This is a genomic window from Bacillus sp. N5-665 (assembly GCF_022637375.2).
Classification (GTDB): Bacteria; Bacillota; Bacilli; order Bacillales; family Bacillaceae_G; genus Bacillus_A; species Bacillus_A wiedmannii.
In genome coordinates this window covers 1,990,773-2,004,746 of sequence record NZ_CP093325.1, presented here as the reverse complement: position 1 = coordinate 2,004,746, position 13,974 = coordinate 1,990,773, and the positions used below count along the sequence as shown (strand labels likewise).

At 34.2% G+C, this 13,974-nt stretch carries 16 protein-coding genes; 7 read left to right on the top strand and 9 right to left on the bottom strand.

What is annotated here, in order from left to right; all coding sequences use genetic code 11:
• Positions 1-11: 11 nt before the first annotated feature.
• Entirely contained in the window at positions 12-704 is a 693-nt protein-coding gene (gene yeiL, locus MNO09_RS12785; protein WP_002096404.1) for a transcriptional regulator YeiL, read from the bottom strand.
• Between the two features lie 109 nt (positions 705-813).
• Here yeiL and MNO09_RS12780 point away from each other — a divergent pair, with 109 nt between their 5' ends.
• From MNO09_RS12780 to MNO09_RS12770, 3 genes are all read left to right on the top strand, one after another.
• Complete coding sequence (locus MNO09_RS12780; protein WP_002096403.1) at positions 814-1,260, top strand: DMT family transporter; 447 nt, start codon at positions 814-816, stop codon at positions 1,258-1,260.
• A 13-nt stretch (positions 1,261-1,273) separates the two neighbouring features.
• Positions 1,274-1,738 (top strand): DMT family transporter, encoded by a 465-nt coding sequence (locus MNO09_RS12775; RefSeq protein WP_000965801.1) that lies wholly within the window; start codon positions 1,274-1,276, stop codon positions 1,736-1,738.
• Between the two features lie 89 nt (positions 1,739-1,827).
• Complete coding sequence (locus MNO09_RS12770; protein WP_117616449.1) at positions 1,828-2,322, top strand: hypothetical protein; 495 nt, start codon at positions 1,828-1,830, stop codon at positions 2,320-2,322.
• Between the two features lie 40 nt (positions 2,323-2,362).
• Here the strand turns inward: MNO09_RS12770 and aiiA are convergent, their stop codons facing one another.
• Complete coding sequence (gene aiiA / locus MNO09_RS12765) at positions 2,363-3,115, bottom strand: quorum-quenching N-acyl homoserine lactonase AiiA (protein WP_000111947.1); 753 nt, start codon at positions 3,113-3,115, stop codon at positions 2,363-2,365.
• A 187-nt stretch (positions 3,116-3,302) separates the two neighbouring features.
• Here aiiA and MNO09_RS12760 point away from each other — a divergent pair, with 187 nt between their 5' ends.
• Positions 3,303-4,322: a zinc-binding alcohol dehydrogenase family protein gene (locus MNO09_RS12760; RefSeq protein ID WP_000643747.1), complete on the top strand. Its 1,020-nt coding sequence runs from the start codon at positions 3,303-3,305 to the stop codon at positions 4,320-4,322.
• Positions 4,323-4,370: 48 nt separating this feature from the next.
• Here MNO09_RS12760 and MNO09_RS12755 read toward each other — a convergent pair whose 3' ends face one another.
• Together MNO09_RS12755 and MNO09_RS12750 are read right to left on the bottom strand one after the other, a co-directional pair.
• On the bottom strand, positions 4,371-5,762 hold the full coding sequence (locus MNO09_RS12755; protein ID WP_001284400.1) for an amino acid permease: 1,392 nt from the start codon (positions 5,760-5,762) through the stop codon (positions 4,371-4,373).
• A 725-nt stretch (positions 5,763-6,487) separates the two neighbouring features.
• Positions 6,488-7,681 carry a multidrug effflux MFS transporter gene (locus tag MNO09_RS12750; protein WP_000758023.1) on the bottom strand — a complete coding sequence of 398 codons (1,194 nt, stop codon included), beginning with the start codon at positions 7,679-7,681 and terminating at the stop codon, positions 6,488-6,490.
• A 364-nt stretch (positions 7,682-8,045) separates the two neighbouring features.
• Between MNO09_RS12750 and MNO09_RS12745 the strand changes: the two genes are divergently transcribed.
• Both MNO09_RS12745 and MNO09_RS12740 read left to right on the top strand, forming a co-directional pair.
• Positions 8,046-8,597 (top strand): DUF5823 family protein, encoded by a 552-nt coding sequence (locus MNO09_RS12745; RefSeq protein WP_000570013.1) that lies wholly within the window; start codon positions 8,046-8,048, stop codon positions 8,595-8,597.
• Between the two features lie 106 nt (positions 8,598-8,703).
• Positions 8,704-9,132 carry a cytidine deaminase gene (locus tag MNO09_RS12740; RefSeq protein WP_000021277.1) on the top strand — a complete coding sequence of 143 codons (429 nt, stop codon included), beginning with the start codon at positions 8,704-8,706 and terminating at the stop codon, positions 9,130-9,132.
• A gap of 111 nt (positions 9,133-9,243) precedes the next feature.
• Here the strand turns inward: MNO09_RS12740 and bshB2 are convergent, their stop codons facing one another.
• Both bshB2 and MNO09_RS12730 read right to left on the bottom strand, forming a co-directional pair.
• Positions 9,244-9,906: a bacillithiol biosynthesis deacetylase BshB2 gene (gene bshB2, locus MNO09_RS12735; protein WP_000439468.1), complete on the bottom strand. Its 663-nt coding sequence runs from the start codon at positions 9,904-9,906 to the stop codon at positions 9,244-9,246.
• Positions 9,907-9,921: 15 nt separating this feature from the next.
• Positions 9,922-10,272: a YojF family protein gene (locus tag MNO09_RS12730; RefSeq protein WP_000407039.1), complete on the bottom strand. Its 351-nt coding sequence runs from the start codon at positions 10,270-10,272 to the stop codon at positions 9,922-9,924.
• A gap of 262 nt (positions 10,273-10,534) precedes the next feature.
• On the opposite strand from MNO09_RS12730, the gene MNO09_RS12725 reads away from it, so the two are divergent.
• Positions 10,535-11,860, top strand: coding sequence for an ArsB/NhaD family transporter (locus tag MNO09_RS12725; protein ID WP_000437998.1), 1,326 nt, complete (start codon positions 10,535-10,537; stop codon positions 11,858-11,860).
• 109 nt (positions 11,861-11,969) lie between these two features.
• Here MNO09_RS12725 and MNO09_RS12720 read toward each other — a convergent pair whose 3' ends face one another.
• From MNO09_RS12720 to MNO09_RS12710, 3 genes are all read right to left on the bottom strand, one after another.
• A complete protein-coding gene (locus tag MNO09_RS12720; RefSeq protein WP_001047302.1) occupies positions 11,970-12,197 on the bottom strand; it encodes a coiled-coil domain-containing protein in 228 nt (75 codons plus the stop codon).
• Positions 12,198-12,295: 98 nt separating this feature from the next.
• Positions 12,296-12,847 carry a GNAT family N-acetyltransferase gene (locus tag MNO09_RS12715; protein WP_000178477.1) on the bottom strand — a complete coding sequence of 184 codons (552 nt, stop codon included), beginning with the start codon at positions 12,845-12,847 and terminating at the stop codon, positions 12,296-12,298.
• A gap of 215 nt (positions 12,848-13,062) precedes the next feature.
• Complete coding sequence (locus MNO09_RS12710) at positions 13,063-13,971, bottom strand: iron-hydroxamate ABC transporter substrate-binding protein (RefSeq protein WP_000728221.1); 909 nt, start codon at positions 13,969-13,971, stop codon at positions 13,063-13,065.
• Positions 13,972-13,974 lie beyond the last annotated feature (3 nt).

The window sequence follows — 13,974 nt, the reverse complement described above, 5'->3', positions numbered from 1 at the left end:
ATTATCTCCTCCTATTTATAAACATCTGCCGCCAATTCCCTCAAAACTTCAACATTCACTACTTCAAAGCAACCATTGTTCTTTTTTATAATCTCTTTATCACAAAAAACATTTAATGTACGTAATAGGTGTCGATAACTCGTTCCTAACAATTCAGCTGTCTCTGTTAAATTCCCACTAAATACAATTCGATTTCCGTGCTGCACCGCTCGTTCCCCTGCTGCTAACATGTAACTCGCAAGTCTATTTTCAAGTGGATATAGTAAATTAATTGTACTATTTTTTGAAAGTCGATTTAACTTATGTGCTAACGATCCACAAATACATCGTAAAAATTTCGCATCATGAAATAGTTGATTTCTCACTTTTCCTAAAGGTAAACCAACACAATATGAATCTGCCATTACTTGTACGTTTGAAGCAGTCTTTTGAGAATGAATTAACTCCACATCTCCTAACAGCTGCAAACTATCATAAAAGCATAATAATACAGATTTCCCGTTACTTAATGTATTAAACGCTTTTGCTTTTCCTTCAACGAAGAAAAATAAATAATCTATCTCTTCATTTTCTCTACAAATAAACTCATTCTTTTTAAAAAATATGAGTTCCATATACGGTTTCATATCATTACTAAAAAATGAATCAATATTATTTTGTTTCATATAATTTGCTAATTTAATTGAATTACATACTTTCTTCATAGTTCCCCCGCCTTTACAACTACTCCCCATTGTAATCAAAATTTTCTCCTTCCACTATGACATATGTCATAGTAATACACAATTTCAGCATGATACAGTCATTACAAATATGAAATACAAAGGGGATATTACATTGTATAACTTTCTTTCTGTCTTTATTGGTGTGCTCATCGCCGTTATGCTTCCATTGAATGGGATTTTATCTGAGTTAATTGGCAAGTACACAGCGAGCGTTGTCATCCACCTTGTCGGTTTAATTGCAGTTATCTTCATTTTAATCATTAACAAAAATAAAATTTATTTTGATAAAAGCATTCCACTTTTTTTATATAGCGCTGGTGCGATTGGAGTATTCACTGTTCTTTTTAATAATATAAGTTTCTCCGTCCTTGGTGCCTCTATTACGATCGCATTAAGTTTACTCGGTCAATCTATCGCTTCCATCGTTATTGACCATTTCGGCTTATTAGGAATGAAAGTTGCAAAGTTTGAAAAGAAAAAACTAATTGGATTATGTTTCATCTCTTCCGGAATTATAATCATGACAATTTATTAATGGAGGCAAGAAAATGTTATATATTACTATCGCTATTTTAGCTGGTGTTTCTATCGTTGTTGCTAGAATTATTAACGCGAATTTAGCAGCGAAGATTGGAAATTGGGAAGGCACGTTTTTTAATTATATTACTGGATTATTTTTCTCTATGTTATTTTTAATTTTCAGTTCAGATTCATTTTATATTCCTAGCCATACGTTGCAATCTATTCCTATCGCTGTTTACTTAGGCGGATTAGTAGGCGTTATCGTCATCTCGTTATCGAACTATATTACGCCTAAAATATCAGCATTTTATTTAACGTTACTCATCTTTATCGGACAATTATTTGCGGGGACTATCATTGATTTCATCTTGTCACACGAACTATCAATGGGAAAAGTTGTCGGTGGCATTTTCGTACTAATTGGGCTAACTTACAATTTACTCGTAGATCGCCCTGTTAAAACTGTGCAGAATAACCAAGTTCAACTATAATACTTTACGCTTACCTATCATATATTAATAGAAAAGCTCTTTATACGAAGTAATAGAGAGGAGAATATTCTATTAAGAAAATCATTTTACTGCTCGGTAGCGCATTGATTATTTTTGGTATCGTATGGTTTTTAAACTCAGGGAAATCTATTCAAGATTTCTATACAGCAAATAAACCAAAGAAGAAAGCTACTATCATTTCAACTCAAAGAGACCCAAATGAGCCCCCTGTCTTTTTAGGAAAACAGGAAATAAAAGATATACATGTCGAGTCAATTAAAACAAAAAAAGATATCTTTCTCACAAAAACAGATGAATTAAAAACATTCATTAACAGTATGGATACCGCCCAAAAAGGAAAATTAACATTAGATGAAGAAGGATCAGATTTAATAGATTGTGATATGTGGATTACTTTCGAGGATGGAACTTATAAAAAATATTTCATTTGGGTAGTTGATCATCACAGTAGTGAAGTAATGATCGCTCAGCAAGATACTCTTGATGATGTAAACCTTACGTACTATCAATTAAATGAAGATAATTCAAAAAAAGTTTATAACTTATTTAAAAAAATTATTTAAACGAAAAAGTCATGAGCAAATGAGCTCATGACTTTTTGCACTATATATATTCAGGGAACACTTTACATCCCTTTTCCTGCTCTATATCATGCCCAAAGAAAACAATTGGCTTCTCTTTTATCACAACTTCTTTTAAACGTTTAATTGAAGATAAAGCTAATTCCGGATCAAATCCAGCAAATGGAACTTCATTTTCAAAATTCTCTTTCGTATACGATGCATCAATCGTTAATAATACAGGACCGGATTTTTCTGTCTCAATTAATAGCGATTGATGCCCTGGAGTATGGCCTGGTGTATGTAATACTTGAACTCCTGGTACGACTTCATAATCCCCTTCAATGATTTTGTAGTTTAAATTCGGCAATATACATTCTTTCAAATATTCTTCGCTATGCTGCGCCGCCTCATATTCAGCACGCTGTACAATGATTGGTGTATTTATAAAAGCGCCATTTCCTCCTGCATGATCAAAATGCAAGTGAGAACTAATAATATAAAGAAGGTCTTCCGGCTCATAACCAACCCGTTTTAAAATATTCACGATTCTATCTTCTTCAGTCATTTTCGGTAAAACCTGCCCTTCGACAAATGTACCGTTAAAAAGACCTTCATTATTAACTGCACTTTCTGGCATACCTGTATCTACTAAAATAGGCCCCTCTTCTGTCTCCAAAAGATAACACCATACAGGTAAGTTCAATAAATTTCCCGGTGTGAGCGTACTATTAACAGAAGAATGATCTAACATACAACGACCTGCTGGGATGAAATAAAGCTTTTTTACTGACATTATGTATCCACCTTTACATTTAATTTAAGATAAAGTAACACAGTAAATAATTCTGCTTTTTAGAAATAAACTCCTTCCACACTTTCATACCAGCATAAATAAAAAAGAGTGTACTTTTTTACATAATGGCATTTCACCATCTATAATAAAAGAGTAAATGACTCTTACTTTAATGGAGGGAATAGAAATGAAAGCAATTGGTTTACATGAATACTTACCTATTGAAGAAGAAAACAGTTTAATTGATATTGAAGTTGAAAGACCTGTTGCTACAGGAAGAGACATACTTGTTAAAATTAACGCTATTTCCGTTAACCCAGTTGATACTAAAGTTCGCTCTCCGAAAGATAAAAAAGAAGATGTAGCGAAAATACTTGGCTGGGATGCTAGTGGTGTAGTCGTACAAACTGGTGAAGGTTGTACGTTATTTAAAGAAGGCGACGAAGTGTTTTACGCTGGAAGCATTACGAGACAAGGTACATATAGTGAATACCATTTAGTTGATGAAAGAATTGTTGGTAAGAAACCAAAAACGTTAAGTGACGCTGAATCTGCCGCACTTCCTTTAACAGCTATTACAGCATGGGAAGGTTTATTTGAACGTTTAAGTATTGATTATAATAAAAGAGATGAGAATACATTCAAAAACATTTTAATCATTGGCGGTGCTGGTGGTGTTGGCTCGATTGCAATTCAACTTGCGAAATGGGCTGGATTAAATGTAATCACAACTGCATCCCGCAATGAAACGATACACTGGGTTGAAAAATTCGGTGCCGATTATATCATTAACCATCATCAACCTTTACAAGATCAAATATTAGAATTCGGGATAAAAGATGTAGATTATATTTTCTGCTTAAACAATACAGATCAACATTGGCAAGCAATATGTGACCTCATTAAACCACAAGGAAAAATTTGCTCTATCGTAGAAAATGAACACCCTCTTGAAATGGGTATTTTAAAAAGTAAAAGTGCTACACTCGTTTGGGAGTTTATGTTCACAAAAGCGATGTATGAAACTGGCGATATGATTACGCAGCACGAACTATTAAATAAAGTAAGCGAACTATTAGATGAAGGCATTTTAAAGACTACATTAAATGAAACATTCGCACCAATTAACGCTGAAAATATAAAGAAAGCACATGCCCTGCTTGAAGGCGGAAGTACAATTGGGAAAATCGTTTTAGAGAAATTTTAATAACAAAAAGTCCGATTTCCAAATGAGAAATCGGACTTTTTACTATCTTTATTTACTTGAAATCTCTTGATCATTTTGAACATCTAACGGAGGTCGTTTCCCTATTCCGAAAGCATAGAAACTAATTGTTACGATAGCTAAGAAAACAATACCTACAACTAGTGAAATGCGCGTATCATCGTTAAACCACATTCCGATTAATACCATAATTAAAAAGGCAATTGTTAAATAGTTTGTAACAGGAGCAAATGGCATTTTGAACGGATGATCTTTCATCTCTGCTCCTTTTGCTTTTCTAAAATTAATTTGACTAATTAAAATGACGAACCATGGTACCATACCAGGAAGTACACTCGCACTATATACATATACGAATAAGTTTTTCGGTGCGATATAACTTAAAACAACACCAACCGCTAAACCGATAATTACGCCAACTGTACCGAATAAAGGTACACCATTTCCAGAAAGTTTCGTGAAATATTTCGGCGCTTGTCCATTTACACCTAACGTATAAAGCATACGGCCCGCACTATAAATACCGCTATTACAACCCGACATTGCCGCTGTAATAACAACGAAGTTAATAAGTCCAGCTGCTGCTGTAATACCAACCTTCGCAAAAGTTGCTACGAACGGACTACCAATTGTACTTAATTGATCCCATGGATACACAGTTACAATAACGAAAATAGCACCAATATAGAAAATTAAAATACGCCAAATTGTACTTTGAATCGCTCTTGTAAGTGTCTTCTTCGGATTTTTCGCTTCACCAGCAGTAATACCAATTAATTCCACACCTTGGTATGCACCAACTACAAGTGATAATGCAAAGAAGAATCCTGAAAAACCACCTGTAAAGAAACCGCCATTTGACCAAAGATTAGATATGCCAATCGCTTCTCCACCGTTACCAATTCCAAAGAAAATAAGTCCAAATCCCGCAATAATCATTAATAGAATCGTAACGATTTTAATCATCGCAAACCAAAATTCAAATTCACCAAATGACTTAACAGAAATTAAGTTAGCTGCGCCAAGAATAACCATTGCGATTACACCTGGTATCCAAGCTGGTAATTCCGGGAACCAATATTTCATATACGCTCCAACTGCAATAATCTCTGACATCCCAACAATAACCCACTGGAACCAGTTACTCCACGCTGTCATATAGCCAGCTAGCGGATGAATATACTTATGACCGAACGTCGCAAATGAACCTGTACTTGGTTCCATATACAACATTTCACCCATCGCACGCATAATAAAGAAAATAAAAATACCTGCAATTGCATACGCAAGCATTACTGACGGACCTGTCCATTTAATTGTGCTGGCTGACCCCATAAACAAGCCAACACCAATCGTTCCGCCTAAAGCGATCATTTGAATATGACGTGCTTCTAAGCCTCTTTTCAATTCTTTGTTTGCCACTTCACTTCCCCCTCTTAGATGATTCATAGCCGCATTTTAAAACAAGATGCTTTCCCCTAATTCCTTTCGGCCCTGAAAATGATGAAGCAAACGTCATTTTACACTAGCTTTAAAGCTATCCTAAAATCGTTTTTTGCCTCTTACAAAATTCTCAAAACCTTTCATCTTCCAATATTCTATAAATCTTAAAATTACTTACCTTATATTAATTCATTTATCTGAAAAGTTCAATTATTTTTTCGATAAATCATTATACGTAAGTCTGATTAATTTTTAACTAAATTAACAATAAAATACATCTATTCAATATGATTCCGGTATGAATATTATTACAATATAAATAACCGAGGAGATTTTATCTTCCTCGGTTTCATACCGCATATACTTAAGTAATTATAGTTTGTACTATAATTACTTACACATGTATTAACACATCACGCAAAAATTTAATATATTAGTAGAACTACAAAGTCACTAGCTTCTATATCTCTTATTTATCCCGTTCTCACAGCTAAAAATTCTCTATCCCATTCCCTACTTTAAGAAAAATATAACTACACTTAAATCAATCAACAATACACCAGAAAGAGGAAAACTTTTCTCCTCAGCTTTTATCTTTTCCTCAACAATACCTTTAATTTTTTTCGTATATCCACTAATCATTTTCATAAAACATAAAAGAGTCTCATTAAAAAATGAGACTCTTTTACCATTTCATATTCAAATCATTTTGAAGTTTTTTTACCTAAAATAAACACTTTAGTAAACACCAACATGATAGCTACAATAGCCAGAAAATAAAGTGGCATCACCAGTAACGAACCGGTATGAAGCTGACTCATTCCCCAAATTGTCATCGTTACAATTACATAGTAGCCTAAGCTAAACAATGCTCCAGCTGTACCAATGACATCTTGAAAATCTACTAATGCTAAACTTAAACAGTTAGGCAATGCTACCCCAATTCCTAATAGCAATATAAACATCGCTACTAAAAATCCAATCATATATATTATGTTTGGATTTGATCCAAATGAATTAATAACAGTTAAGAAGATAGCTCCCCCTGTCATTACAAGACAACCGATATATATAATTTTCTCTGGTTTATAAGTAGCAAGTAACCGCTTTGAAACTTTCGCCCCAATAATAGAAGCGGAAGCGACAACAATTCCTAGAAATCCGTACATACTAGGCGATAACTGAAAGTATTCAATAAAGATAAACGGCGCTTCTGCATAGTAGCTAAATAAAACACCATTCGCTCCCCCAATTAATAACCCATATGTTACTACTTTCGGATTTGTAATCAACCGTTTTAATACAGAAAATACATTTATTTTACCCGTTATTGCGTCCGTTTTTGTTTCCGGAAGCGAAACAAAAGTATACAGCAAAATCCCGACACTCATAACAACTAAACTTAAAAATACGATTTTAAATCCAAACATTTGATCAAGAAAGCCCCCAATTAGTGGACCTATCGCTGGTGTAAAAGCAATGACTGCCGAAATTTGAGCAAACATAACATGACGTTTATGCCCCTCTACACTTTCACGAAGAATCGTTTGTGTCACAACTGAACCAGCACTTGCTCCAAATGCTTGAATAAAACGACTAAACAATAAAAATTCAATAGAATTTGCAATATAGCATAAGAAACTTCCAGCGCCATATACGACAATTCCAAATAACATTGCCGGGCGACGACCAATTATATCCGATAACCATCCAATAAAAAATACACCTAAAGCAAATCCAGCAAAATAAACACTAAGCGTTAACTGTACCTCATTATTACTTACGTGCAACGCCTTTGAAATATCCGGTAAAGACGGTGTGTAAATTGTTTCACTAATTTGTGGAAATGCGACAAGAATGATCATTAACCAAAGTGATGGTACTGAGACTTTTTTCATTTTTCATACCCTCCTATAACTTTGAAAATCTCAGAAATGAATAGACTTTCCTTAGCTATGGAACAGGAGGGGCCATTATAGAAATTCGATCATAAAACAACAAAGAAAACACCTCAATTACGCATGTTAATACTTATAGGAGGGTAATATTAACATTGATTTTAAAATATACTTTTTCAATTATATTACATATTGCGTTTCTTTTTCTAGTATTGAGCTTTGGAGGATTTGTTAGAAGGATAACTTGATACCATCACTATTTTATGGAATAATTAGGAATAGTTTGAATTGATAGATTGAATTATTAAACGATAGACTAGCATTTTTTAATGTCGCAAAGCTTAAAAACAGGAGGACTTTTGTAATGATTGAAATTTTAAGGACCATAGTAAACTTCCTAATTTCTCTATTCTCAGGAGAATTACCAATTGTATATTATGTGTGGATTATTACCCTATTCCTAATTCAAATAATCCAATCTACTCTAAACTATAAACTCTTTAACAAGAAAGATAATTTCAGCACTTATATATCGGAAGGATTACTTGCTTTTATTATTTTATTATTTGGAGGTATGTTAGTATCTAAGTTACTTGCTTACATAATAGACGATCCTACTATTAGTATGACAAATGTAACACATTATTTTATTTCTCTTATTATATTAACTATATTTGTCGTCATAAGCTGTCTTAAAGATTTTATAGAAACATCTATCAAAAATAAAAATGTGTCTCTTTTTAGCTTTTTAGTAGTTTCCTTAATAACAAGTATACTTTCATTCAAGTTTTTATCACCTTTAATCGAAGGTTCTTTTTCTCTTTCTAAATCTTTTATAACCACTTTAATCATTCTTGTAACTATATCAATTCCTCTATTAATTGCCTTAGAGGAAAAGTATGCAAATGAAAAGTAATTCTTGCATTTATAGTTTGAATTTGAGTGTCTATTCTTTTTTAACGGTATTACTAAAAAAATAACAGTCATTGAATCGAAAATGAAGCAGAAATGAGGAAATACAATTGAGCATTGAACAACAATTATATGATGAAGTGAAAAGTTTAATTGACCAAAGATATCCACATAATTGGGGCGGAGCTGCAGCAATTCGTGTAGAAGATGGATCCATTTATACAAGTGTGGCCCCTGACGTAATAAATGCTTCAACAGAACTTTGTATGGAAACAGGTGCAATTTTAGAAGCACATAAATTTCATAAGAAAGTTACACATTCGATTTGTCTTGCAAGAGAAAATGAGCATTCTGAATTAAAAGTATTATCACCTTGTGGTGTATGCCAAGAACGTTTATTTTATTGGGGACCAGAAGTACTATGCGCCATTACAAATTCGAAACAAGATATTATTTTCAAACCGTTAAAAGAGTTGCAGCCATACCATTGGAGCGAAGCATATCATGATGAATTCACAAAAGAATGGGATATGAGATAAAGTGAAGGTTACTCTCAAATAGCGGAGAATAAAGATTATTCACTAAAAAAGCACCGTCACAAATGACGGTGCTTTTTCTATGTAAGGGCTACTAGAAGTTTCCCTTCTAGCCTACTCCCATTTATAAGTCCAAAATTGTTCAAGTTGCAGCCATTTTAATGTTGCTGCATCTTTGTTTTTTATTTTTGCATGTGTTTCTTCTAACATCGCTTCTGTTTGTGAACGATGCGCTCCTAGTGCAGCTAATTTATGCTCGAATACTTCACTAATATTATTTACAACATCCGGCTCACCTAATACAGCTTCGCGATTTCTCGTAATCGCAACTGCATGAATGACTGGACGTTCTTCTTTTTGCATACGTGATACAGCACGAACGACTGCGCGGCCAAATGCATCATGATCTGGATGTACGCCGTGCTCTGGATAAAATGTAATAATTCGAGATGGATTTACTTCTTGAATGATTGCTTCAATTTTATCTGCAACGAAATCAACATCTTCAAATTCTAACGTTTTATCATGGAAACCAAGCATTCTTAAATCTTGAATTCCCATCGCTTCACATGCATCTTTTAATTCTTTTTCACGGATATTTGGAATCGTTTCACGGTTAGCGAATACATTTTTCCCCATGTTACGTCCCATTTGTCCTAAAGTACCACATGCATACGTTACAGGTACTCCTTGATCTGTTAATAAGCGAATTGTTCCTCCCGCCGCAAATGCTTCGTCATCTGGATGCGGAAATACAACAAGTACATGTCTCTCCATAAGTTTCCCTCCTTCTTACTTAAACGGCGTTAAGCTTAACTCAAGCGCAACTGCTAAGCGGCCTTGGTTATCGTGCCCTGCAAGTAATAAACGCTCTTTATCGTCTACTTCCCAGTGCGTAATACCTTCTGCATATACCCAGCCATGATCCATTTTTAAACCAACTCGGTATGGATTCGTTCCAGTAATCTTCCCGCGTTCAAAGCGAATAATTGCATTTCGAATGAATGCCCCAACTGTCATCATCTTTTCGTTAAAGTGTGACGCATACGCTCCGTTCGTTGTTTCTAAATGAATATATACATCTTTATTTACAAAGCGTTCAATTTCATTTTGAATAAGAGAACTATCTTTTACTATTTCCATCGGAATTCACCTCTTTAAACCATTTTACGCAAAAATAATGTAAATTGCTATCTCTATATTAGAGGACAACGCTCACTTTTCCTAATAATTTGCACTGTGTTTTTTATATTTTTTATATGATATGTAAAAATCATATTTTTTCCTTCACTTTGTTAAATAGTTTTCTTTCTTTTTTGAATTTGCTACAATATATTTTATCCCGTATTAATATAGCGAGATACATTTCGACAATTGAATACATACTTTAAAGAAGGTGACATGATTGGAACAATCAGCACATGAAGTAGCAAATTGGCAATATTATTTTGCAATTGCCGTATTTTTAATCACGTACGGATTTATTATTTCTGAGAAATTGAATCGTGCTGTAATCGCACTATTCGGCGCTGCTATTATGATTATTTTTGGCGTTGTAGATTTACATACCGCTTTCACATCACATATTCAATGGGAAACGATTACCCTTTTAATTGGAATGATGATTCTCGTACATATTACGAGTCAATCGGGCGTATTTGAATTTGTGGCCATTAAAGCAGCGAAGGCAGCTGGTGGAAAACCAATCCGCATTTTATTATTACTATCCTTATTAACCGCAGTTGGTTCTGCATTTTTGGACAACGTAACAACCGTCTTATTAATCGTACCTGTTACACTATCCATTACACGTATTTTAAAAGTAAACCCTGTTCCATATTTGATTTCAGAAGTACTATTTTCAAATATAGGCGGAACAGCAACATTAATCGGTGACCCACCGAACATTATGATTGGATCAGCAAACAAGCATTTAGACTTTAATGCCTTTTTACTAAACTTAGCTCCAATCGTAATCATTATCTCTATCGTTACACTTGGTATTATTTACTTTATGTATCGCAACAAACTAAAAACAACAACTGAGCAAATTAAAATATTAATGGCATTGAACGAAAAAGATTATATTAAAGATCAAAGCCTCCTTTTAAAATCCATTTCAATTTTAGGACTAACTATTTTAGGCTTTGTACTTCATTCGATTATTCATGTAGACGCTGCGGTTATCGCGATGACAGGCGCTACACTTCTTATGCTAATTGGCGTAAAAGAACATGATATTGAAGATGTATTTGCCCATGTTGAATGGGTAACCATTTTCTTCTTCGCTGGACTATTCGTTCTCGTTGGCGGGTTAATTGATATCGGGCTCATTTCTTCACTCGCAAAAGAAGTGCTCGACGTAACGAACGGTGATATCGGTTTCGCTGCGATACTTATCTTATGGGTATCAGGCATTGCATCTGCAACAATTGACAATATCCCCTTTGTCGCAACGATGATCCCACTTATTCAAGACTTAGCTACAGGACTCGGATTATCTGTTGATTCTCCGCAAATCGAAGTACTATGGTGGGCGTTATCACTTGGGGCTTGCTTAGGAGGAAACGGAACATTAATCGGAGCATCCGCAAACGTAGTCGTTGCTGGTATTGCAAAACGTGAAGGACATGCTTTCTCTTATATGGACTTCTTAAAAATTGGTTTACCGTTAACTATTATTGCATTATTACTATCACATGTTTATATATATTTACGTTATTTAATGTAATAGTTGTAGTGCGTGAAATTATATCGACGATTCGACAGAGAATATCGACTTACCGACAAATAACGAAAATGAAAAAGGTATGCAGCTAAATTGCATACCTTTTTTTCGTTCACCAAAATATACCGATAATTGCTAATCCACCTAAAATCATACCGCCAATTTGTCCAACGATTGCTGGCGATAATTGAACACCTTTTCTCACTTCAACAACTGGTCTTTCGTGCCTTAGTTGCTGCACTTCACTTTGAAGTTGATGTACACTTCCGTGTAATTCTTTAATTAATTCCTTTAATTCAGCGACTTCTTCATTTACTGGTTTTGCTTTTTCTAAATTCATTTTGCATAACTCCTTATAAAATCAATCAGTGCACTGTAAAATTTCGCCAATTACTGGTATATCTCCTGCATACTACATATATAATATGGAATGTATTTTTAATCTTGCAGCTCTATCCATTCCTCCCGCAATATCCCCATAATGATACGATCAAAACATTTCCCATCTCTTTGCACCGCTTCTCTCATACAGCCTTCCATCTGAAAACCCATCTTTTTATATAACTTAATAGCAGCTTTGTTATAAGAAATAACATCAAGACCGACGCGGTGTAAATTCAATTCATAAAATGCATAATTTAATATAAGATTGATTGCTTCTCTTCCATATCCCTTCCCTCTATCATTTCCCTCTCCTATACCAATGGCTAATAAACCCATTCTGTTATTCCACTCTATGCCATGAATCGCCACAAAACCAATTAAGCGATCATCTTGAACTGTCCTTACCGTGAAAGAAACACTATTCGATCTTCGTCCTTTTAATAGCCCATTACTTGCTATTTCTTGTATCGATTGCGGGAATGCTACATCTGTATCTACATTTCTTAAATACTCACTATCTTCTTGCCACATAGCCATTACTTCAGCATCCGCTTCTCTCATAGCTGATAATTTAATCGTTTTATTTTGAAAAAGATTCATTGTCATTTCAAACTCCCCCTTTATTAAATAACGGGGATACTTATTTCAGCCTATTTATCCCCTCGTTCTATAAACTGCTTTATACACGAGATACTTACAATAAGCGCTGACATTGGCACATCTCCTCTACATTAAATTACATTCATTGTATAATTTTTCATTTATTCTAACAATAAAAAAGACCCCCAAATTTAGAGGATCTTCCTAACAACGAATCGATATTATTTCGTAAACATTTTCTCCGCTTCATCCATTGCCATTTTGTTACCTAAAGCAGAATAGTCAAGCCATGGTTGGTCATTAATAATGTATACATGCTTGCCTTTAACAGCTTTTAAGTCTTTCCAAATTGGTGTTTCTTGAAGTTGTTTAAATGCAGCTTTTGCCTTATCGTCTCTATTTACAACAACGAAAATAGCATCTGCATCAAAGTCAGGTAATACTTCTTGTGAAATGACTTCGAAAGGACGGTTTCCATCAATTTTCTCTACACCGTTTGCAGGTTGCAATCCTAAGTCTTGGAATAAAATTGGCCCCATCGGTCTTTTCGTACTAAATACACGTAATTCTTTTGCAGTAACACGAATTGCCATTACTTTTTCGTTATTACCTAGCTCTTTATCTATTAAATTTTTTACTCGTTTTGATTGCTCTTCGTAATCTTGAATATATGTATCCGCTTCTTTCTCACGGTTTACAAGTTTACCAACTTGTTTTAAATGATCTCTCCACGTACCTTCATCTAAATTGAAAGTATGCGTTTTTGCAATTTTTTCGTATTTCGCTACATCTTTGCCAGCGTATTTTTCATCAACATAAATTTCAGATGGCTTTAATTGAAGTAATGCTTCCATATTTGGATCAGTTACAACACCAAGTTTCTTCGTATCTTTCAGTTGTTCTTTTGCATGCGGTAAGAAATCTTTTAAATCTCCACCAATTACAGAACCTACTGGTGTAATTCCTAATGCAAGTAAATCATTTGTTAAGTGAATAGACATTGAAGCAATTTTTGGGTCATTACTTTTTTCCGTTTTTTTCGTTGCCTCTTCATTAGCTTTCGTTTGACCACATGCTGCTAATACTAAAATACACATCATGCTAAATAAAATAGTAAGTTTCTTTTTCATATG

Bases quoted from the DNA above. Each gene is read 5' to 3' on its own strand.
- MNO09_RS12720 (WP_001047302.1), bottom strand. From the start codon at position 12,197: ATGAATTTAGAAAAAGCAAAACCAGTAAATGAAGAAGTCGCTGAATTA.
- MNO09_RS12730 (WP_000407039.1), bottom strand. From the start codon at position 10,272: ATGGAAATAGTAAAAGATAGTTCTCTTATTCAAAATGAAATTGAACGC.
- MNO09_RS12750 (WP_000758023.1), bottom strand. From the start codon at position 7,681: ATGAAAAAAGTCTCAGTACCATCACTTTGGTTAATGATCATTCTTGTC.
- bshB2 (WP_000439468.1), bottom strand. From the start codon at position 9,906: ATGGAGAGACATGTACTTGTTGTATTTCCGCATCCAGATGACGAAGCA.
- MNO09_RS12745 (WP_000570013.1), top strand. From the start codon at position 8,046: ATGATTGAAATTTTAAGGACCATAGTAAACTTCCTAATTTCTCTATTC.
- MNO09_RS12715 (WP_000178477.1), bottom strand. From the start codon at position 12,847: ATGACAATGAATCTTTTTCAAAATAAAACGATTAAATTATCAGCTATG.
- MNO09_RS12760 (WP_000643747.1), top strand. From the start codon at position 3,303: ATGAAAGCAATTGGTTTACATGAATACTTACCTATTGAAGAAGAAAAC.
- MNO09_RS12780 (WP_002096403.1), top strand. From the start codon at position 814: ATGAAATACAAAGGGGATATTACATTGTATAACTTTCTTTCTGTCTTT.
- MNO09_RS12775 (WP_000965801.1), top strand. From the start codon at position 1,274: ATGTTATATATTACTATCGCTATTTTAGCTGGTGTTTCTATCGTTGTT.
- yeiL (WP_002096404.1), bottom strand. From the start codon at position 704: ATGAAGAAAGTATGTAATTCAATTAAATTAGCAAATTATATGAAACAA.
- MNO09_RS12710 (WP_000728221.1), bottom strand. From the start codon at position 13,971: ATGAAAAAGAAACTTACTATTTTATTTAGCATGATGTGTATTTTAGTA.
- aiiA (WP_000111947.1), bottom strand. From the start codon at position 3,115: ATGTCAGTAAAAAAGCTTTATTTCATCCCAGCAGGTCGTTGTATGTTA.